This is a genomic window from Sphingobacterium sp. BIGb0116, assembly GCF_024808035.1.
Taxonomy (GTDB): Bacteria; Bacteroidota; Bacteroidia; order Sphingobacteriales; family Sphingobacteriaceae; genus Sphingobacterium; species Sphingobacterium paramultivorum.
Genome location: NZ_JANUDT010000013.1, coordinates 59,704 through 79,051 on the forward strand (window position 1 = coordinate 59,704; position 19,348 = coordinate 79,051).

Genomic DNA, 19,348 nt, shown 5'->3' on the forward strand with positions numbered 1-19,348 from the left:
GAAATGCCTATTTTATCCTTATTGATATTTTTACCGCTATTGGCTACGGCGCTCATTCTCGCCCTACCAACACGATATAAATCGAGTTACAAATATATTGCTTTAGCATTCACAGCAATACAATTTGTACTAGCCGGAATATGTTATGCACAATTTGATGCAAGCAAAACAGGAGTCCAAGATCTGGCGGGCTATCAATTTGTTGAACAGCTTTCCTGGATCCGATTAGATTTAGGATCAATAGGTAAATTAGAGATCGATTATCTTATTGGTATTGATGGGATCTCCATGCCCTTGTTATTGCTGAGTGCTTTCGTTATGCTGATGGCTATAGGCGCCTCTTGGAATATCCAGAAAAGTCCGAAGGGATACTTTGCCTTGCTCATGGTACTTAATATGGCCGTTATGGGGATTTTCTGCGCATTGGATTTCTTCCTATTCTATTTGTTTTATGAAGTCATGTTACTGCCACTCTACTTCTTGATCGGTATCTGGGGTGGTGCAAGACGCGAATACGCGGCTATAAAATTCTTTCTATATACCCTATTCGGGTCTGTATTTATGTTGCTGATTATCGTAGGATTGTATTTTTCAGTAATCAACCCTTTGACTGGAGCACATACCTTCAACATGATCTATATGATGAATCCACAGAATTATCTTGAGGGTTCTATTTTCGGCTGGGAGGGTTACCAGGAAATTTTGGGCATTTCGGCTCGGCTGATCGGTTTCATTGTGCTCTTCTTTGCCTTTGCCATTAAAGTACCCATTGTTCCCCTACACACTTGGCTACCGGATGCGCACGTTGAAGCGCCGACACCAGTATCTATTATTCTTGCCGGTATCCTCCTGAAAATTGGTGGTTACGGTATCATCCGTATCTGTTATAGCATCTTTCCCGATATGGCAGCCTTATCCAATTGGTGGCTTGGATTAATCGGTGTTGTATCCATTATTTATGGTGCCTTGAATGCCTTATCACAAAAAGACCTGAAGCGAATGATTGCTTATTCATCGGTCTCTCATATGGGTTTTGTGCTGCTTGGTATTGCATCGCTGACTGCCGAAGGTATTTCTGGCGCCATGTTTCAGATGATTTCCCATGGATTCTTATCAGCGGCACTCTTTTTCCTTGTTGGCGTGGTCTATGACCGAGTACATGACAGAAATATCTATAGTTTCCGTGGCCTAGCTCAAATTATGCCTAAATACACCGGTTACGTCGCTGTCGCATTTTTCGCATCCCTGGGCCTGCCCGGCTTTTCAGCCTTTATTGGTGAAGCCTTTGTCATTATCGGTTCCTTCAATGCAGCGAGTATAGGAACCGGGTTACCGCGCTGGATGGCACTTGCGGGCTCCATAGGTATCCTATTAAGTGCAGCCTATCTACTTTGGACACTGCAACGTATGTTCTTTGGACAAATTCGCTTAAAAGGTGGTGAATCTTGGAGTAATGCACTTACAGACCTAAATTCACGCGAACAGATCATCTTATTTCCTACCCTAGCGCTCGCCTTATTACTTGGTATTATGCCAGCTTTAGTATTTAACAATTTGAACGCAAGTGTTCTGAATCTTGTGAGCTTTATCCAACAATTTATCTAATCCAGCATGCTCGCATTCAGTCCATATATCAGTTCTTTCATCGATCAGATTATCGTCAGTATTCCGTATTTCAAACCTGAACTGACACTGATCATCACTTTTATTGGAACTATTCTAGCTAGTCTTTTTGCTGACAAACACTGGAAGAATACGTCTTTTGTCGTAACCATCATCGGGTTATTGTTCAGCGGCTGTTACCTCGTTGGACAAGGCCTCACTAAGGTAGAGATGGCTGGCTTTTTTGATATGATCCAGGTTGATGCTTTCGCTACTTCGGCACGACTGATTATCCTGTTGTCAACAATTCTCATTTGTATATTCATTCAACAACGCCATCAAGCGTATGACCGCCCCTTAGGTGATCTCTATGCGGTACTATTGACAGCAACATTGGGCCTGAATCTATTGACTATGTCGAGCAATTGGCTGATGATATTTATTGCTGTCGAAACGGTTTCGATTAGCTCCTATATCATGGTGGGTTATTTCTCCACCACTAAAATTCAATCGGAAGCTGCTTTAAAATATGTACTCTTTGGATCGATCTGTGCTGCCGTTATGCTCTATGGCTTGTCTTTATTATACGGTTTCACGGGAAACCTGAATTTTGACGCTCCAAGTCACATTGCTGGCTTGATGGAAGCACCCCAGATCATGATCAGCATTGCTTTACTATTTTTGCTGACAGGTATTGGTTTCAAACTGAGTTTTTTCCCTTTTCATGTCTGGAGTCCGGATGTTTACCAAGGTGCCCCAACAGTTATTACAACCTATCTCGCTACAGTACCCAAAATTGCTGTTGTTGTGCTATTATCCAAGATACTTTCAGCCTGGCTTAACGTGTCCTTTTATTTTAGTGATTTCTTGACTTATGTGATTATTGCGATCGCCATTGCAACTATGCTGATTGGTAATTTAGCAGCTTTACGCCAACAGGATGCCAAAAGGATGATGGCCTATTCTTCTATTGGGCATACGGGGATACTTCTTATGGCTGTATTGGTTTATCAAAATAATGAATCAAATGTGTTGTTATTTTATCTATCCATATACGCTTTGATGAATATTGCGGTATTCATCTTTATTGATGCTCTAGAAGCTAGTTTAGGAAATACTTCAATTGAATCGTATCGCGGCTTAGGAAAGCAGTACCCACTGCTGTTCACCTCCTTTTCAATTGTTTTAATCGCTTTGGTGGGGCTCCCCCCTACTGCAGGTTTTGTTGGAAAACTTTTGGTCTTTTCCAAAGTGTTCGAACAATACCAAAACTTCCAATCCTTTAGTTTATTGGCATTGCTCCTAGTTGGTGCATTGACCTCTGTCATTTCCCTATTTTATTATTTTAAAATACCACTGAATGCGTTTTTAAGGGACAATACGGGATCTCCAGCAGTTAATTTCAATATGGTACTCTTGTGTATCGGAATCTTATGTACAGTAGCCGTGTTGATCTTAGGTATCTTTCCCGATTTATTACTTTCGGTATTCTAGAAAACAGGAAACTTCTTTCATTTTAAATAAGTCTATTGTCCAATTCATTCCCTTAATGTCTGCGTTGAATAGTAAGAATAACTCCATAATATATTTTATATTTGTACCATGATTAGTGCAATAGCAAATCCAATTTTTCAGCGTGCTATCCAGGATTACCACGTATACGATCAGATTGATCATCCAATCCAAAATCCGTATGACAAACAATCCCTGGAACATCTCCTCTATTTAAAATGCTGGATTGACACCGTGCAATGGCATATGGAAGATGTGGTACGTAATCCCTCGATTGAACCCCAAGAAGGCTTATACTGGAAAAGACGTATTGATGAATCCAATCAGTACCGCACAGATACCGTAGAGTATATTGATAGTTATTTTCTACAAAAATTTCAAGATATACAGGCGAGTCCTACAGCAACAATCAATACTGAAAGTCCGGCATGGGCTATTGATAGACTTTCCATTCTGGCTTTAAAAATCTACCACATGGAACAGGAAACATTGCGCACAGATGCTTCCGAAGCACATATTATTTCCTGCCAAGAAAAACTGAACGTTTTATTGGAACAACGGAAAGATTTGTCCCAAAGTATTGATGAATTGATGACCGCAATCGCATCTGGCGATAAATACATGAAGGTTTATAAACAGATGAAAATGTATAACGACCCTTCATTGAACCCTGTCCTATATTCTTCAGGAAAATAAAACATGTCCTTACCGCAACGGATCATAGTAACCCGATTTTCAGCTATGGGCGATGTTGCCATGGTTGCCTCAGTGTTGAAAGAATTCTGCATTCAGTACCCTGATGTAGAAATTATTATGGTCAGCAGGCAATTCTTTGCCCCATTCTTTGATGGAATCAAAAGTATACGGTTTCACGCTATTGAGCCCAAAACAATTCATAAAGGTTTCTTTGGATTAGTCAAGCTAAAAAAGGAACTGGCTCAATACGGCGCAGATGCTGTGGCAGACTTACATTTCAATTTACGCTCCCGCGTAATCGATCTTTTATTTTCCCTATCGGGCGTAAAAGTAAAGCAGCTTGACAAAGGGCGGGAAGAAAAAAAAGCCTTAACCCGGGAAAACAACAAAATTAAGATTCCTTTAAAGCTAACGGTCGAGCGCTATGCAGACGTATTTCGTGCATTAGGCTTCAAATTTGAGCTCAGCAAAAAATTGGTTTCTAATTTGCAAGATGTACCCAAAGCTGCTTTTAGTATGTTCGCAAACTTCGATCGAAAGAAAATTGGCATTTCTCCATTTGCACAACATCGTTATAAGATTTTCCCTCAAACCAAAATGGAAAATGTGATAGACGAACTCACGCACAATGGCTATGATGTTTTGTTGTTCGGCGGTGGCGAACAAGAGTTCCAAATTGCCCAAAACTGGACTGAGCGATTTCCCAACACCTATAATACCATAGGCAAATTTTCGCTGCGGGAGGAACTGGATTTGATATCCAATCTGGATCTTATGATCAGCATGGATTCTTCGGGACTTCATATGGCATCGTTAATGGGCGTAAGGTGTCTTTCTTTGTGGGGAGCAACGCATCCTTATGCTGGATTCACAGGTTATGGGCAGCAGCTAACAGACTGCATCCAAGTTGAGCACCCCAATAGACCAAGTTCAGTCTATGGCAACAAGCCCTGTGATTGTGATGGAATAGAAGCAATTGATTTAATTACACCGGAAATGGTGATCGAAAAAATAAACGGAATAAGATGAGGATTGGGTTCGATGCAAAACGCTATTTTTTAAACAAGACCGGTCTAGGGAATTATAGTCGGGACTTAATTCGTATGCTCGAAAAGTATGCTCCCGAAAATGAGTATCTAAAATATACACCAAAAACTGGTGATCAATATATCAATCAACCAACATCTCAAAAAAATATCCGGTTGCCACAGGGTTTTATCAACACTACTTGGCCTAATCTCTGGCGAAATCAACGTATTGTTCAGGATTTGAAAAAAGATAAAGTTGATATTTACCATGGACTGTCTGGTGAAATTCCATTAGGTTTAGCAAAGGCACATATTAAATCTATCGTTACCATTCATGATTTAATTTTTTTGAGACATCCTGAACTTTATCATCCAATTGACCGTTGGATTTATAAGAAGAAATTCAAGCATGCCTGCGAGGCATCTGATCGTATCGTTGCCATAAGTGAATGTACTAAAAACGATATTGTCGACCTTTTTCATATACCCGAAGAAAAAATCGATGTTGTTTACCAAGGCTGCCATGAAGCATTTAAAACTATCAAAACTGAAGAGCAGAAAGCAAATCTTCGAGAGAAGTTAAAATTACCGCAGGATTTCTTATTGAATGTTGGAACCATTGAACCGCGTAAAAATATTTTACCAGTAGTGAAGGCCATAAAAGACCTTGATATCCCCCTTGTTATCGTAGGTAAACCAACACGTTACTATCAGGAGATCATGGCCTATCTGCAACAAAACAACATGGAAAACAGGATATTCTTTTTCCAAGGATTAGCAATGGAAGAATTGGCCGTTCTTTATGCATCGGCAACAATTTTCATTTATCCCTCAATTTATGAAGGCTTTGGCATTCCCATTATAGAGGCACTCTACTCTGGTACACCTGTGATCACCAGTAAAATGGGCGTATTCCCAGAAGCGGGGGGGCCGACATCTTGTTATATTGACCCTACAAATATTTCAGAGATAAAGCATGCTATAATATCCTTACTTAGTGATTCCTCCAAGCGAGATGAAATGATCGAAAAAGGATTGGAATTTGTTCAAAAATTTAATGATGAACTTGTTGCCAAACAGATGGCTTCTATTTATGCCAGCTTATAAATCGACCGACTGACCCGTTGAAACAAAATACTTCTTCAATACATGAAGAGAAACGAACTCTTCTTGTGCCTGATCCATAAATAATTTCACATAAGCATTGGCCTGTTTAACAATTGTTTCAGCCTCGTCGGGATGATCTATATAAAACTGTAATTTTTCTTCCAGGTCCGAATAATCGTTTTTAATACAGATAAAATGATAGTCCGGTAATAAGGTTCCTTCCATAAACCAGGTTTCATACGTTGGCATCGGCATGACAGCGATGGAATTTGACGACATGATCCATTTTAAGTTGGTCGCTACGTCATTTCCTTCCAGGGCAAGAATAAATTTATAAGCTAAATGCCCAGTGATAGAAAGGTAATCGTGATCAGAAGACCTAAACGCTCTTTTTAAATCACATAAGGGATGACTATGGTATTGTTGAAAAAATAGTTCCCGATGTGCCTGTGCAAACTCACTCCTCCCAACAAGTCTATTTTTCTTCTTCCGAAAAGCAACATGGTCGGTAATAAAGTTAAAGTGCCGGCTCTTATCCAGGTTCAACAATACCGAGTTGGCATTGTCACCTGCGATTGGCCTACTTTTCACTAAGGCAGGTTTATCCGGAATAGCAATAATATCACCTGGAAGGATCTGAAATTTCAGTTGCTGATTAAAATAATCAAGAAATTGTTTACTATCAAAATAATAAACACGAATCTTCTCGGGCATCTTATAATCTTTGATCGGAATTGCATCGATTGACAAAGACCGCTGCGGAGATAGTTTATTATAATAGTTTATCCGAAACCGAACCCATTCAGACTGCTGGGTCAAATCTCTGTTCAGCAACACCGAGGCCTTTTTCCGTAGCAGAAACTTTGGTCTCAGCTGTCGTCCAAATACACTCAAATAATAAAAGAATTTAACATTCTTATTTTTTAAAAAGATCTTCTTGAAATTCAACTTCATAGCATATATAAGAAATAAGAGCTGTCGTTATCTAATCGTCCTTAGGTTTGACCACAGGTACACGAAGCTGCATTTTTTTCCAATGTAGTGAGCGATCGCCGTAAATCAGAATTTTACTTAGTTTATACTTGAACTTCAAAAGTCCCTGATAATCGTCGGTAATACGACGATAGGCAACCTGAGGATCTTCTTCTAAAACTAGATTTATTGCTTCCGTATAGACCGTTGGTCCTGTCATCTGATGGACATCATGTGGATATCTATTTTCCTCGATATTTCGTACGATCAATTCAATCGTCTTTTTCAGGAATGGGTGTCCTTTATCGTAGATCAATGCCCATTGCGCATAAAGACTTCTATTCTTCTCATGCGTAATCACCGCCGTATCTTCTGGTTTAATCACTTCATCCAAAACGCCAATAATATCACTATCTAAATCCAAATAGATACCGCCATGAACATACAAAACCGCATACCTAAAAAAATCCGCTTTAGCGGCACCGATCTGCAACCGGGCAAAAGCCTTATAAGTACGTTGATCAAAATTTTCACTAATGAGTGTATCAATTTGACCATCATCAAAAAACTGTCTAGTATAGCCTTTATTTCGCTTTAAAAATCGCCAAATATAAAACTTTGTCAACAAGGGTATCTTATTGGTCTTAAAAGTCTGATAGATAACTTTTGGAATCGCCACTTGGAATAAAAATTAAATTATGGTAATAAACAGCGTGTATAGTGATGTAAAAATAAATTCAAAACTATAAAACATGCAAAAATAACGATATATCCCTTACAAACACGTATTTTCTAATATTTAGTTAATCGCCTAGTGTTAATTAGAACAATACCTATTCACTTCACAAACATTTCATTTTTTTTATATTTTATTACAAAAAATATGTAATATATTTGTCACAAAGCAATAAAGCCCACCTTGGTGATCTACATTGTGAAAACATTAAATGTCATTTTTTCAACTAAATTGTAACGAATAAGTGAGCTTTCACGTTACAATAGCGTATGGTCCAATTTTTCAATTATATCGTATACCTTGAGTCAAAAAATAAGCGCTTTAATCATTACATACAATGAAGAGGATAATATAGTAGAAGTCCTCAAAAGCATGGAGTTTGCAGATGAGATCATCGTTTTAGATTCATTCAGTACTGATCGAACGGTTGAGTTAGCCGGTTTGCACCCCAAAGTGAAAATTTATCAGAACAAATTTGAGGATTTCACCAAACAGCGCAATTTGGCCTTGACTTATGCGAATAACGATTGGGTACTTTTTTTGGATGCCGACGAGCGTTTGACTGCTGCTTGCCAAACGGAGATATTATCGACAATAAACGATCCGCAAGCAAAAGACGCGTATTACATGTATCGCTTATTTTTCTTTTGTGGCGAACGCATTAATTTTTCGGGAACACAAAATGATAAAAATTTCCGTCTGTTCAAAAAAAGTAAAGCAACATACGACACCAAAAAAAAGGTGCACGAGACATTACTGGTTAATGGCACGATTGGTAGCTTAAAAAACAAGATATGGCATTATTCCTTTGCAGACTACGCGAGTTATAAGGAAAAAATGGTCCATTATGGCCAGCTTAAAGGGAGAGAGTTATACGCCAAAAATAAGCGGTATTCGCTCTTAAGTCACCTAGCTAAAGTGTCCTTTAAATTTTTTAAGGCATACTTTTTGAAACTAGGAATATTAGATGGGCGACGAGGATACCAACTTTGCTACTTACAGAGTCTCAGTGTACATGAAACTTTTAAGTCATTGAAAAGAGAAGAAAAAAAATGAAGATTTGCATTATAAGCTTTGATTACTGGAATTACGACCACCACATTGTAAAGAAATTGCAAGAGAAGGGTATTGATGCATCACATATCAATATGGGTGCCTATAAATACAAAAACTTCGGTGAGCGGGCTTCTAATGCAATCAGCAAAATTTTTCTGAATAAAAACATCAAACATGTAAAACGTCAGGAGTACGTAGTAAATACACTGAAAAAACTAGGTCCCCAAGATCAGATACTCGTTCTAAATCCCCATACATTAGATTATCAGACCATCAAAGAGATCAAATCATATACACCTTACTTAATTTCTTATCTCTATGACAACCTGGAGCGTTTTCCTGTAGAGGACCGTCTTAAGTTATTTGATAAGATCTACTCGTTTGAGGACAAAGATGTAAAAAAATATGGCTTTGAAAAGATAACAAACTACAACTATCTTTCAGAACAACCCATTCAGGCCGAAGAAATCGAAAATGATTTATTTTACATTACTTCCTATGATAAACGACGTATTAAGCTCCTTCGCAAACTCACGGTTCGTCTCTCTGCATTGGAAGTACGGAGTAAGATTATTGTAGTTGGAAAACAAGTATGGAAAGAGAAACTACGTAACTTTATATTAAGACCGGTTGGTTCAGCCCTCATAGAATTCCGGAAAAAGCCAATAAATAATGAAACAATACTAGAAGAGTATAAAAAATCCAAAGTTATCATCGATTTAATGCGCGAAGGACAGGCTGGATTAAGTTTTCGGGTTTTTGAAGCGATGGCTCTCGGAAAAAAGATTATAACCGATAATCAATCTATTCAGACCTATGATTTTTATAAACCAGAAAACTTTTTAATTGTTAATGACGATCTTTCCAATATTGAAAATCAATTTTTCACCTTGTCATATCAGAGAATTCCGACAAGCTTATATCAAAAATATTCCCTTAATCATTGGGTAGATCATATTTTTGGAATTTCCTCGACGTTTGAATCTAAAAATATGATCTCCAGCTATTAGGGAGTATACCAAATTAAAATACTGTTTTAATTCTCCAAAATCCGAAATATCCAATTATCAAAATTATATCTATCCACTATTTCTGGATGAATTTCAGCATAAGGAGCATTCAAAAATTCACCTAAAGTGCGCTCATCATTATCTAAAACATAGATATTATTCGGGTGATAAAAATCATAACTCTTAACTTCATTATTATTTGTTATCAGCTTTCTACTGTATCCAATTGCTTCGAATACACGAAAAGACAATCCACTATGAGCATCCACTAAAAAGTCGACAAGGATTTCGTTCTGCAACGCTAAATGAATATTTTCTTCATAGGCCAAAGGAGAACTAATGTAGGTGATACCCGCTAACTGGTACTCGCTCGGCAAATCCCGCTCTCCAGTATATAAATAGAAATTAGGTGTACCACTGTTTTGCACAATAAGGTCAACAGCATCTTTAGTTTGCGACCACCTTACCTTCATAAAAGTTCCGACAAAAAAGAAAGAAGATTTTTTTGGTATTACTTCACGCCTATTGAAATGCCCAAAATAAAAATTGGTAGTTGGAATGAACCTATCATCCTCCCGATTGGCGTCTTTACGGTCAAATACAAAAAAGCGATCAAACTTTGAGACAAGTCGCTTTACTGCCGGATATCGATCAATGCCATCCCATTGATAAGCGATCAATTTATTTGTTTTCGACTTTATTTGATCAATAATTTCCTCGGGATAAATATCAGGTCGAATCAATAAGCAATAATCTGTCGGATGTTTCATCGTCTGCAAGCGCCGCATCACATTTTCTCCCAATGCCTTAAACTTCAATCGATTTTTGTACCCTTTGTCTTTCAGGACTGTTTTCCGATACAGGTTAACAAGTCTATCCCAAAAATTTCGGTACTTGAAAACATCATCATCATAGCTAATATCAATCACCTCAAATCCGAGCTGGTCAAGTCTACTTATCAATACCTTATAAATACTGAAGGTTCTTGGCATTCCAAGAATAATTCTTTTTTTTACAGATTCCATCTATTATTTTATTCAGAATGAATTTGAGAAGCTTTATTATAATTTTATTTCTTCTTGAAGCTTCTTTTAACCAAATAAAATAGCCTTCTATACCAGACATTGTAATACTTCCTTTTATATAGTGCCGCTTCATTAACCTTATCTAAAAGCACATCCATAGTGAGTCCATGATTCTTATATAGTGCATAATGTTTTCTATAAACATATAATGATGCATCAATAAAAGAATCATTTTTTTCATTTAAATCAGTTGCCGAATCTTCAGAATCTCTTCTACGATAGAGAAAAAGAGGTTTTTCAATTTTATGGAAATATGGATATTTATGCAGTAATCGTATCCAAAATTCCCAGTCTTCTACATAACTCAAGTTCTCATCATACATGTTCACACTTTCAAACATTTCGGCTCTAATCATCGCCGTCACAGTTAAACAGTTACCTGTTAACAGACGTTGAAAATCTAAATTTGGCAATTTGAAAATACCTGACTGTCTTTCAAAAAACTTGACCTGAGTATAAACAACACTTAACGTACTTTGACTATCCATTATATGAGCACATTCAGAAACAAAAGTGTCTGCCAATAGATCATCTGCATCTAAAAAAACGACATATTTACCACGGGAACGTTTAAACCCATAATTTCTTGATGCAGATACCCCTTCGTTCCCTCTACTATATAATTGAATATTTTCATGTTGATCCGATAATTTTTCTAAAATTTCTTGGGTATTATCGGTGGAACCATCATTTACAAGAATAATTTCCAAATTATCATAGTCCTGCGCTAGAACAGACGAAACCGTTTCCTCGACAGTAGATTGATTATTAAAAACCGGTATTATAATGCTAACTAAATTTCTATTCGACATTAAATTAGTTTTCATCAATGTTTAATTTAGTATTGAGCCAATTCGTAAAAGAATACTTTTTCAAAATATCGCTACTTGGTTGAAAATATGGTTGCTCAAGAAATTCATTGAAGCCCACCATAGCACTATCTGTAGCACTCTCTATTATAAAATAATTATTGGGATGATAAAAATCAGCATTGCGGACCGAAACATTTGTCGTAATTACTTTTTTGGCAAACCTAAGACCTTCTAAAATTCTGAATGAATAGCCATTATGTTCAGAAATGACTAAGTCTATAATCAAATCCGAAGATGAAACATGCCTTAGCTGTTCTTGAAATGAAATAACATCGGTTGTCAGTTCCATATTATTTTTAACATCGTCGGGAATTAATCCATATTTATGTTTGTTATAAACAACAATAAATTTGACAGAATCAAATCTAGATTTCAGAAAGTGGTATATAAAGCTCAAATATTCAACTCTGCTTTCATGAAATGTACTTACATAATAAATATTATTTCTCTCCAGAGGTCTTAAATCATCAAATTTAAAAGGGAAATCGAAATAAAAATTAGGTGAATATCTAAAATGAAAATTAGGGAATTCTTTAACGTCACTTTCATCAAAAACATAAAATCGATCAAAATAGGAAACGTAGTCCAATATGATTGGATCACGCCCTATGCCATCGAAATGAAAACTAAGCATGAAATCAGTTTTTTGACGAATGAGCGCTATGGTATCTTTATCAAAAAAATCAGCTCTAAGAACTAAAGAGAAGTCAAATCGTTCGTATGCTTCAATACCTTCCAGTTGTTTCTTCCGATTCAGCTTATTCTGTAATTTACCTTTATAAGATTTATCTCTAAAAATTAGTTTTCTTACTACATTTAAAACCCTTTGTCCAAAGGTGCCATATGAAAAAGGATATCCACGATCTTGTATATGTACAACATCGTATCCCAAATACGCTAAATTTTCAGCAATTAATTTATATAAACCAAAGCTATCAGGGGCCAGAAGTAAGACTTTTTTTTTACCCATTCATTATTTATTAACTGAAAAATCTTTCAATCAAAAATACATAAAATATCAAGGATATAACTGGATTTTTTGACAAAAAACACATGAAAGCAGCCAATTTTTCAAGCTTCCGAAAGGATAATTTACAAAGTATAATATGTCTTAGAAACATTGTTAAATCGATATTCGACAAAACTGTATGGAATATTCAACAACATACCAATCATTTAAATATTAATAGCCAATTTCTTCTTATTTTTACAGCTAATTACTGGACATTCATATGGGATTAAGAAGACTATTCAAGGATTTTAATAATAAAAGAAACTATCTAAAAGAACTCAAGAAAACGGATAAAGACGCATCATACATTGATAGCGACATAACAACACATCAAATCAATATTCCATTTTTTTCTGACTATCTAGTATCCATTATTATTTCCTGTGACGATCAACCTATCCAAACATTAAATTGCATAGCATCAATTTCGAACAATCTCCCCAAAATACCCTTTGAGATTATTCTAATAAACAATTCAGATAACGAATATTTGGAGTATACCAAAATTCCAAATATTTCGGTTTTAAACTTTGTGACAACGACTGATTTTTTAGTTAATGTCAATCAAGGTATCAACTATGCGAAAGGTGATTACATTTATCTTCTTACAAATAATATGATTGTTACTTCTGGTTTTTTGGACGAGTCACTTCATGTATTCAATACTAGAAAGGATGTCGGAGCTGTAGGATCTTTGCTTCTTAATCCGGATGGTACATTACAAGAAACTGAGCTATTTTTTGTAAAAAAAGGTATTGAAAAAAATAATGGCATACCGGTTTATTTCCCACAGGCAAATTATTCCTATAAAACAGATTTCTGTCCCTATAATGGTCTATTGTTTAGAAAATTTACCGACAACAATAAAATTAACCTTTTTGATGAACATTATACTGCTGTTTATTTTAAAGATAAAGACCTGTGTCTTACACTGACACAGGTACAAAACAAAAATATTTACTTCTGTCCATTTTCCAAAATATATAACTTGCAGAAAGAACAAAAGGGAGGGCAAGAAAATAATCTGTTGACAGAAAACAATGAAATATTTAACGAAAAATGGCACAATGTACTCGCACAAACAAATGCGAAGCTTGTTCAAGAAAGAGTCATTGAACTATACAAAAACAAATCTCTAGTCGTTTTTCATGATAGAATCCCGGAGTTTGATAATAACTCTGGAGAGTTGCGTTTAACAGAAATTATTAACGCATTTGTTGAAATGGATTACTATATTACATTAATAGCTCCTAAAAATCGGTTTGATAATCCTTATAATACGTACTTTCAAAAACTAGGCATCTGTGTGTACTACGATCATACATTACGTCATGATAGTATACACTTTTCAAAAGAACTGACATTACAAAACCCTATCTGCTGGTTTTCCACAGGGATAACATTTGAAAAGCACTATCAATTGACTAAATCAATTTGGCCTCAGGGAAAATTTATCTTTGATATGGTCGACATTCACCATCTTCGATATCTTCGTGCATTAGAACGGGAGCCTACTAATCAACATTACAAAAAAGAATATCAGGAAACCTTACGCGCCGAGACATTTGCCTCCGAAAATGCAGATATAACTGTACCTATTTCATTGCAGGAAGCAATCTATATGGAAGACAATTTTTCCCCTAAAAAAATGGCTGTTATATCAAATGTTCATTACAGCAAAGTTAGTCTGAACGAGGTACCAAGTTTTGAGGAGCGCCAAAACATTTTATTCATCGGTTCGCAACACCATCCAAACATCGATGCGGTAAGATTTTTAGCCGAGGAAATTATGCCAATTGTTTGGCAGAAAAATCCTTTAATTAAATTAAATGTCGTCGGCAATTTAAATACATTGGTCACAGATATTAATCATCCTAATATTAAATTTCATGGTTATGTGCCAGATATAACAGCCTATTTCTATCATAATAAGCTAATGGTTGCACCATTAAGATCGGGTGCAGGTGTCAAAGGAAAAATAGGACAGGCATTTGAATATTTTCTCCCTGTTATTACCAGTAAAATTGGTGCAGAGGGAATGGAGTTGATCGACAACTCCAATGCTATTCTAGCTGAAAGTGCGGAAGAATTTGCAGAAAGTATACTATCGCTATATACCGATAAATTATTGTGGACCCATTTACAATCGAACTCAGAAAAAAGTCTTGAGCCCTTTTCCAAGGAGAAGCTCAAAACAACATTAGTGGATATAATTAATGCTGTACATTAAACTTTTCAACAATTTCGTTGATACATTTGTCCCACAATGAAGTGATCATATCAGTAGCATATTGCTCCATCGATCGATGTGCTTCTAATCCAAATTGTGCCCGTCGCATACCATCATCCATTAGAAGCGAAAGACAGGTTTCAAACTCAGCAATAGAAGAAGCTAAATATCCTGTCTGTTTATCTTTGATAAGTTCGTTGACACCCGAGCAGGAGCTGAAACCGACACAAGGAAGGCCCAAAGACATCGCTTCCGCCAACGCCAAACCAAACCCCTCATATTTGCTTGGAAATGCAAACAGATCTGCTTCCTTCAATTTTTGCAGGGGATCCTGGGTAAACCCCTTTAGAAATATCCGATGTTCCAAATCAAGCGCTTGGATTTGTTCTTTCAGAAAATCATGATCCGATCCCACTCCCCAGAGTTCCATATCCCAATTCGTATATTTTTGAGCTAATTTCGAAAACATGTTGATCAGAATATCTTGTTGTTTACAACCAATATCCAATCTAGCAATGTGGATAATCTTCCGCCGTTTTTTTTCTACTTGATGATTCACCAATTCATGCGGTTCTATTTGGGGCACAGGGTTTGGTATCACATGGCAAGCACCGGAAAAATTTTCAGGAAGATATTGCTTATAACTTTCAAATAAAATCTGGATACCGCTCAGGTGGCTAAATGATGAAGATAATAAATCCAACATAAAAGACTCTCTTCCACCTAACGTATTTGTAAAATCATAGTCAGGGCGACCGTTAACAGAATCTATGATCGGAATTTTAAAGGTATTTTGATATGTTATTTCCAATAAACTAGCAATAGACATTGTTACAATAAGATCAGGTTCTACTGAATCTATGTATTTCTTCCATCCTGCAGATCGCTGCTGAAGATTAAATGTATACAGTTGTGCTTCACCGCCCATTTTTCTTAATAAACTTCTATTCGCTCTTTTTGCAAGCTTTTTCCTAACCTTATGCTTTATCCATAAAAGAGGATTTCTACCTTTATAATTGTAAATAGCTTCCTTTTCAATTTGAACAACACTGGAATCAAAAATATTGGTAACCTTGATTCCTCGATTTAACGGAAATTTGGCATCGCCCTGTATATTTTCGTTTGTGGCTATCTCTACTTCATGTCCGGCTAGATTGAAGTTATTGGCCAAAAAACAAGCTATTTTCTCAGTACCACCAGTTCCATTGAGGAAATACAAATGTTGAATAATCAAGATTTTCATTGACGAACTAATAATAATTGCGTAAATAATGTCTTACTTTTTTCTTAATTGGGGAAACCAATATTAGTTTGGTCAGCAGCAGATATATCTTCTTCTTTCGTGCACGACTTTTCTTATATTTCACGTAAAATGAGTCAAACGCCAAATAAGTCGTTGTATTCAAAAAAAATAAAAATGGTTTACCGAACGACTCCTTTTGTTCAGGCTTAAGATAAGCCTCAATATTTTCGAAAAAGAAAGATCTTATTAAATCAAATAAATATTTCTTCTGATCAGCATCTAAAGGCATTTCAGTGTATCTTAGATAAAAAGGTTCATGCTCTAAAAACTTAGCCAAATGCAATGCCTTTTCAGGCAACAAAGTATGGGACTGATAAAATTGTTTCAAAATATCCAACCATTGTGGAATCTGATGTAAAACCTTCCAACAATCATCATGAATTTTAACGTGATTTTGATCTCCATGTTGTCTATAAAAATAAATAGCCTCGTGATATGCGGCTAACTTAGTTGTCAGTGCCAACAATCGATGTGAAAATAATCCGTCTTCACAAGGCTGAATACCAGCAGGGAATCTGATATCTGCGTGGTTTACCAAAAAATCTCTTTTGACCATCTGCCCGCATGTAGGTAAAGCAGTTGGCGACGGAAGCATCCGTGTAAAGTACTCCCCCAACACAACAATATCAGCATCAGAATTACGAGCAATCGTAAATGCTCCTAATAAAAATTCGCTGGCAATCGTATCATCAGAATCCAAAAAATAGACATACTCTCCTCGAGCATGACTCAAACCATTGTTTCTCGCAACGGAAACACCGGCATTGTCCTGATCAAAAAAGTAAATTCTCGGATCTAAGGATGCATATTTTTGGCATATTGCAGCAGAAGAATCCAGACTACCATCATTGACAAGAATAATTTCAAAATCCTGCAATTCTTGATTAAGCACACTTTGAATTGTCTCATCTAAATATTTTTCGACATTGTATACCGGAATCACTACCGACACAGCAACGGGAAAAGTCCCCTTCGTACTACCATTTTTTTCCATCATTGACATTCAATATACAAAAATAGCAAGACGAATTATATATCAAATACCGAAATCATTTTAAAGATTTTTCGATCCTATCTTTGTTTAACGTAAATTCCCGGTATCGGAATTCCCCGGATTTATTCCCGATCATTGCCCCCATTTTGATTAAAGATTCATTGCTGCCCATTGGAAAAATAGAACTTCGATAGGCATTATTTTTTAATAAGGGCTTCGGGAATACTTTGAAATTTAATCCATCTTTCGAATAAGCCACATATAATAACTCTGCCGTGTATCTTTTCACTTCACCAACAGCAATACATAAAAAGTAATAACCGTCAGCATATGTTGCCTGAATATGCCATGGCGAATTACCATTACCTTCCTTCAGCCAGGGTTTATTAAAGAAATTAACTATTTTGCTGTCCCGAAACCCTGTAAAATTAATCCCATCAGTCGACGTTCTACGAACAACATAAGAGGGGTCTTTACCTTTAAAATTCTTGGGATTAAGATTGAGTTCGATTTCATAACTCAAAAACTCACTTCCGTCATGGATAAAAGAGGGAGACAATAAATGGTCATCCTTGGGGGTGAAAGGTGGATTGCTGGTAAAAGCGACGTTCAGATTCGACCACTTTATACCATCTGTAGATGTTTGTTGTACAATAGTGCGATGTGCATTTTGTTTCAATCGATCAAAATTGGTATTACTTAACACACATTTGCCTTTCAAAGACTGAGCAGTGATAAAACTGCCTCTATAATAAAGATAAAACTGATTATTTAAATAGATCCAATCGACATCTGACCAAAAACCTTGAATCGGATCAACCTTGTTTTCACCGAAACTTTCTGTCGGGAAGGGTGCATTGATAATTGGATTGCTCAATCCCGGTGGATTTACCCAATCAAGACCATCATTTGATACAACAACACTGGGATTTTCAAATTTCTTTGAATTTTGATTGGTCCCCACTGCACCAAAATAAGGGGTGAAAACCATCCAATACTTATACCCATTCAGTTTATTTGGAAAATAAAGAACATCTGGATGACAATAACTGGCATTTGCGCCCGAGATATCTATAAAATCGTTGGCATTTTTTAGTCCCTTAAAATTAGCGTCAGCAACAGTATGTATATTGACCAAACCTTCATCACTATCAAAAGTAACGGAATCAATGGGCTCAACAGTCCAAATAGGAGTTTCAACATCACCCGCAAAAAAATCCTCCGGACGGCTGCAAGCCACTAGAAAAATACTTCCATAAAGAAGTATCAAAAAATTACGAATCATAAGTAAAAATCAAACGGTAGAAATAAAAAAATGCGACTTGGCTAACGATGTTTTTCAATAAATAAAATAAGCTAATGGCAAATAGATGTATAAAACAAATTATTGTTTTTCGCTGCGAAATTAGCATAATTTTATTAAAATAAAACAACGATTTAGCTTTGATACGATATTAAACGTATCACTTGAGGTAAAAAAACTATTCATAGAGTATATACTTTTCAAAACTTCCTGTATTATTATTTGTATTCATACGCAAGCCTGCTCATTGCCCAAACACAATGAACCGGAACAACAAGCGTTATTATTTATATTGTATAAGAATCAAAAATTTTAATCATGGACAACAGTAAAAAACTTTATATCATCCGACATGCCAAAGCCGAAACTATTCCGGGCATAAACGATTTTGACCGCGCCCTTACCTCCGACGGAATACAACATGCAAAACAGGTTGCGGCTAAGCTGGCAGCAAAATTGACCCTCGATGAAAACAGTATTGCGATCAGTTCACCAGCCAATCGTGCACTCCAAACAACACGTATTTTTCTGGAGGTGATGGGTTCTTCTTCTTTTGACATCCAAATTGAAGAAACAATTTATGAATGTACATACAAGCATTTGCTATCCATCATAAATGCGATCCCCGATCATATCAATCATGTTCTACTCTTTGGTCATAATCCTACACTAACTGATTTTGTTGAATACTTAACCCGTAAATCAGCCTACTTACGTACATCATCATGCGCTGAAATAAAACTCGATACCGGTTTCACATTTCAGATGCTCAGCGGCAATTGCGCAGATCTTGTGCAAATAATTGATTAAAATTTTATTCAAAGAACAAA

The 19,348-nt window shown here is 36.3% G+C and carries 17 protein-coding genes; 9 read left to right on the forward strand and 8 right to left on the reverse strand.

The window, feature by feature from the left end:
- Window positions 1–3 precede the first annotated feature (3 nt).
- From M2419_RS25705 to M2419_RS25725, 5 genes are all read left to right on the forward strand, one after another.
- The gene (locus M2419_RS25705; RefSeq protein WP_182330750.1) at window positions 4–1,605 is read left to right on the forward strand and encodes a NuoM family protein; all 1,602 of its coding nucleotides are present in this window, start codon (window positions 4–6) and stop codon (window positions 1,603–1,605) included.
- Window positions 1,606–1,611: 6 nt separating this feature from the next.
- Entirely contained in the window at window positions 1,612–3,096 is a 1,485-nt protein-coding gene (locus M2419_RS25710) for an NADH-quinone oxidoreductase subunit N (RefSeq protein ID WP_182330749.1), read from the forward strand.
- A gap of 108 nt (window positions 3,097–3,204) precedes the next feature.
- Window positions 3,205–3,810 (forward strand): DUF4254 domain-containing protein, encoded by a 606-nt coding sequence (locus M2419_RS25715; RefSeq protein WP_075994236.1) that lies wholly within the window; start codon window positions 3,205–3,207, stop codon window positions 3,808–3,810.
- A 3-nt stretch (window positions 3,811–3,813) separates the two neighbouring features.
- A complete protein-coding gene (locus M2419_RS25720) occupies window positions 3,814–4,839 on the forward strand; it encodes a glycosyltransferase family 9 protein (protein WP_182330748.1) in 1,026 nt (341 codons plus the stop codon).
- A complete protein-coding gene (locus tag M2419_RS25725) occupies window positions 4,836–5,945 on the forward strand; it encodes a glycosyltransferase family 1 protein (protein ID WP_182330747.1) in 1,110 nt (369 codons plus the stop codon). Before M2419_RS25720 ends, M2419_RS25725 begins: the two co-directional genes overlap by 4 nt.
- Here M2419_RS25725 and M2419_RS25730 read toward each other — a convergent pair.
- Complete coding sequence (locus tag M2419_RS25730; protein WP_182330746.1) at window positions 5,940–6,899, reverse strand: glycosyl transferase family 90; 960 nt, start codon at window positions 6,897–6,899, stop codon at window positions 5,940–5,942. The two genes, M2419_RS25725 and M2419_RS25730, sit on opposite strands and share 6 nt — an antisense overlap.
- A gap of 31 nt (window positions 6,900–6,930) precedes the next feature.
- Window positions 6,931–7,596, reverse strand: a complete 666-nt coding sequence (locus M2419_RS25735) for a glycosyltransferase family 32 protein (protein ID WP_182330745.1) — start codon at window positions 7,594–7,596, stop codon at window positions 6,931–6,933.
- Window positions 7,597–7,953: 357 nt separating this feature from the next.
- Here M2419_RS25735 and M2419_RS25740 point away from each other — a divergent pair, with 357 nt between their 5' ends.
- Window positions 7,954–8,709, forward strand: a complete 756-nt coding sequence (locus M2419_RS25740; RefSeq protein ID WP_202883713.1) for a glycosyltransferase family 2 protein — start codon at window positions 7,954–7,956, stop codon at window positions 8,707–8,709.
- Window positions 8,706–9,719: a hypothetical protein gene (locus M2419_RS25745; RefSeq protein WP_259255920.1), complete on the forward strand. Its 1,014-nt coding sequence runs from the start codon at window positions 8,706–8,708 to the stop codon at window positions 9,717–9,719. Before M2419_RS25740 ends, M2419_RS25745 begins: the two co-directional genes overlap by 4 nt.
- Window positions 9,720–9,745: 26 nt before the next feature.
- Here M2419_RS25745 and M2419_RS25750 read toward each other — a convergent pair whose 3' ends face one another.
- From M2419_RS25750 to M2419_RS25760, 3 genes are read right to left on the reverse strand one after another with little or no spacing between them, the layout of a single operon-like run.
- Window positions 9,746–10,744, reverse strand: a complete 999-nt coding sequence (locus M2419_RS25750) for a hypothetical protein (RefSeq protein WP_259255921.1) — start codon at window positions 10,742–10,744, stop codon at window positions 9,746–9,748.
- Between the two features lie 44 nt (window positions 10,745–10,788).
- The gene (locus M2419_RS25755) at window positions 10,789–11,631 is read right to left on the reverse strand and encodes a glycosyltransferase (RefSeq protein WP_259255922.1); all 843 of its coding nucleotides are present in this window, start codon (window positions 11,629–11,631) and stop codon (window positions 10,789–10,791) included.
- Window positions 11,621–12,646: a hypothetical protein gene (locus M2419_RS25760; RefSeq protein ID WP_259255923.1), complete on the reverse strand. Its 1,026-nt coding sequence runs from the start codon at window positions 12,644–12,646 to the stop codon at window positions 11,621–11,623. Before M2419_RS25760 ends, M2419_RS25755 begins: the two co-directional genes overlap by 11 nt.
- A 262-nt stretch (window positions 12,647–12,908) precedes the next feature.
- Between M2419_RS25760 and M2419_RS25765 the strand changes: the two genes are divergently transcribed.
- On the forward strand, window positions 12,909–14,918 hold the full coding sequence (locus tag M2419_RS25765) for a glycosyltransferase (protein WP_259255927.1): 2,010 nt from the start codon (window positions 12,909–12,911) through the stop codon (window positions 14,916–14,918).
- Here the strand turns inward: M2419_RS25765 and M2419_RS25770 are convergent.
- From M2419_RS25770 to M2419_RS25780, 3 genes are read right to left on the reverse strand one after another with little or no spacing between them, the layout of a single operon-like run.
- Window positions 14,902–16,161 carry a glycosyltransferase gene (locus M2419_RS25770; RefSeq protein WP_259255935.1) on the reverse strand — a complete coding sequence of 420 codons (1,260 nt, stop codon included), beginning with the start codon at window positions 16,159–16,161 and terminating at the stop codon, window positions 14,902–14,904. The two genes, M2419_RS25765 and M2419_RS25770, sit on opposite strands and share 17 nt — an antisense overlap.
- A gap of 7 nt (window positions 16,162–16,168) precedes the next feature.
- On the reverse strand, window positions 16,169–17,218 hold the full coding sequence (locus tag M2419_RS25775) for a glycosyltransferase family 2 protein (RefSeq protein WP_259255943.1): 1,050 nt from the start codon (window positions 17,216–17,218) through the stop codon (window positions 16,169–16,171).
- A 52-nt stretch (window positions 17,219–17,270) separates the two neighbouring features.
- Complete coding sequence (locus M2419_RS25780) at window positions 17,271–18,500, reverse strand: hypothetical protein (RefSeq protein ID WP_259255945.1); 1,230 nt, start codon at window positions 18,498–18,500, stop codon at window positions 17,271–17,273.
- Window positions 18,501–18,836: 336 nt separating this feature from the next.
- Between M2419_RS25780 and M2419_RS25785 the strand changes: the two genes are divergently transcribed.
- A complete protein-coding gene (locus M2419_RS25785; RefSeq protein ID WP_182330737.1) occupies window positions 18,837–19,328 on the forward strand; it encodes a histidine phosphatase family protein in 492 nt (163 codons plus the stop codon).
- Window positions 19,329–19,348 lie beyond the last annotated feature (20 nt).

Bases quoted from the DNA above. Each gene is read 5' to 3' on its own strand.
- M2419_RS25705 (WP_182330750.1), top strand. From the start codon at position 4: ATGCCTATTTTATCCTTATTGATATTTTTACCGCTATTGGCTACGGCG.
- M2419_RS25710 (WP_182330749.1), top strand. From the start codon at position 1,612: ATGCTCGCATTCAGTCCATATATCAGTTCTTTCATCGATCAGATTATC.
- M2419_RS25715 (WP_075994236.1), top strand. From the start codon at position 3,205: ATGATTAGTGCAATAGCAAATCCAATTTTTCAGCGTGCTATCCAGGAT.
- M2419_RS25720 (WP_182330748.1), top strand. From the start codon at position 3,814: ATGTCCTTACCGCAACGGATCATAGTAACCCGATTTTCAGCTATGGGC.
- M2419_RS25725 (WP_182330747.1), top strand. From the start codon at position 4,836: ATGAGGATTGGGTTCGATGCAAAACGCTATTTTTTAAACAAGACCGGT.
- M2419_RS25730 (WP_182330746.1), bottom strand. From the start codon at position 6,899: ATGAAGTTGAATTTCAAGAAGATCTTTTTAAAAAATAAGAATGTTAAA.
- M2419_RS25745 (WP_259255920.1), top strand. From the start codon at position 8,706: ATGAAGATTTGCATTATAAGCTTTGATTACTGGAATTACGACCACCAC.
- M2419_RS25750 (WP_259255921.1), bottom strand. From the start codon at position 10,744: ATGGAATCTGTAAAAAAAAGAATTATTCTTGGAATGCCAAGAACCTTC.
- M2419_RS25755 (WP_259255922.1), bottom strand. From the start codon at position 11,631: ATGAAAACTAATTTAATGTCGAATAGAAATTTAGTTAGCATTATAATA.
- M2419_RS25760 (WP_259255923.1), bottom strand. From the start codon at position 12,646: ATGGGTAAAAAAAAAGTCTTACTTCTGGCCCCTGATAGCTTTGGTTTA.
- M2419_RS25765 (WP_259255927.1), top strand. From the start codon at position 12,909: ATGGGATTAAGAAGACTATTCAAGGATTTTAATAATAAAAGAAACTAT.
- M2419_RS25770 (WP_259255935.1), bottom strand. From the start codon at position 16,161: ATGAAAATCTTGATTATTCAACATTTGTATTTCCTCAATGGAACTGGT.
- M2419_RS25775 (WP_259255943.1), bottom strand. From the start codon at position 17,218: ATGATGGAAAAAAATGGTAGTACGAAGGGGACTTTTCCCGTTGCTGTG.
- M2419_RS25780 (WP_259255945.1), bottom strand. From the start codon at position 18,500: ATGATTCGTAATTTTTTGATACTTCTTTATGGAAGTATTTTTCTAGTG.
- M2419_RS25785 (WP_182330737.1), top strand. From the start codon at position 18,837: ATGGACAACAGTAAAAAACTTTATATCATCCGACATGCCAAAGCCGAA.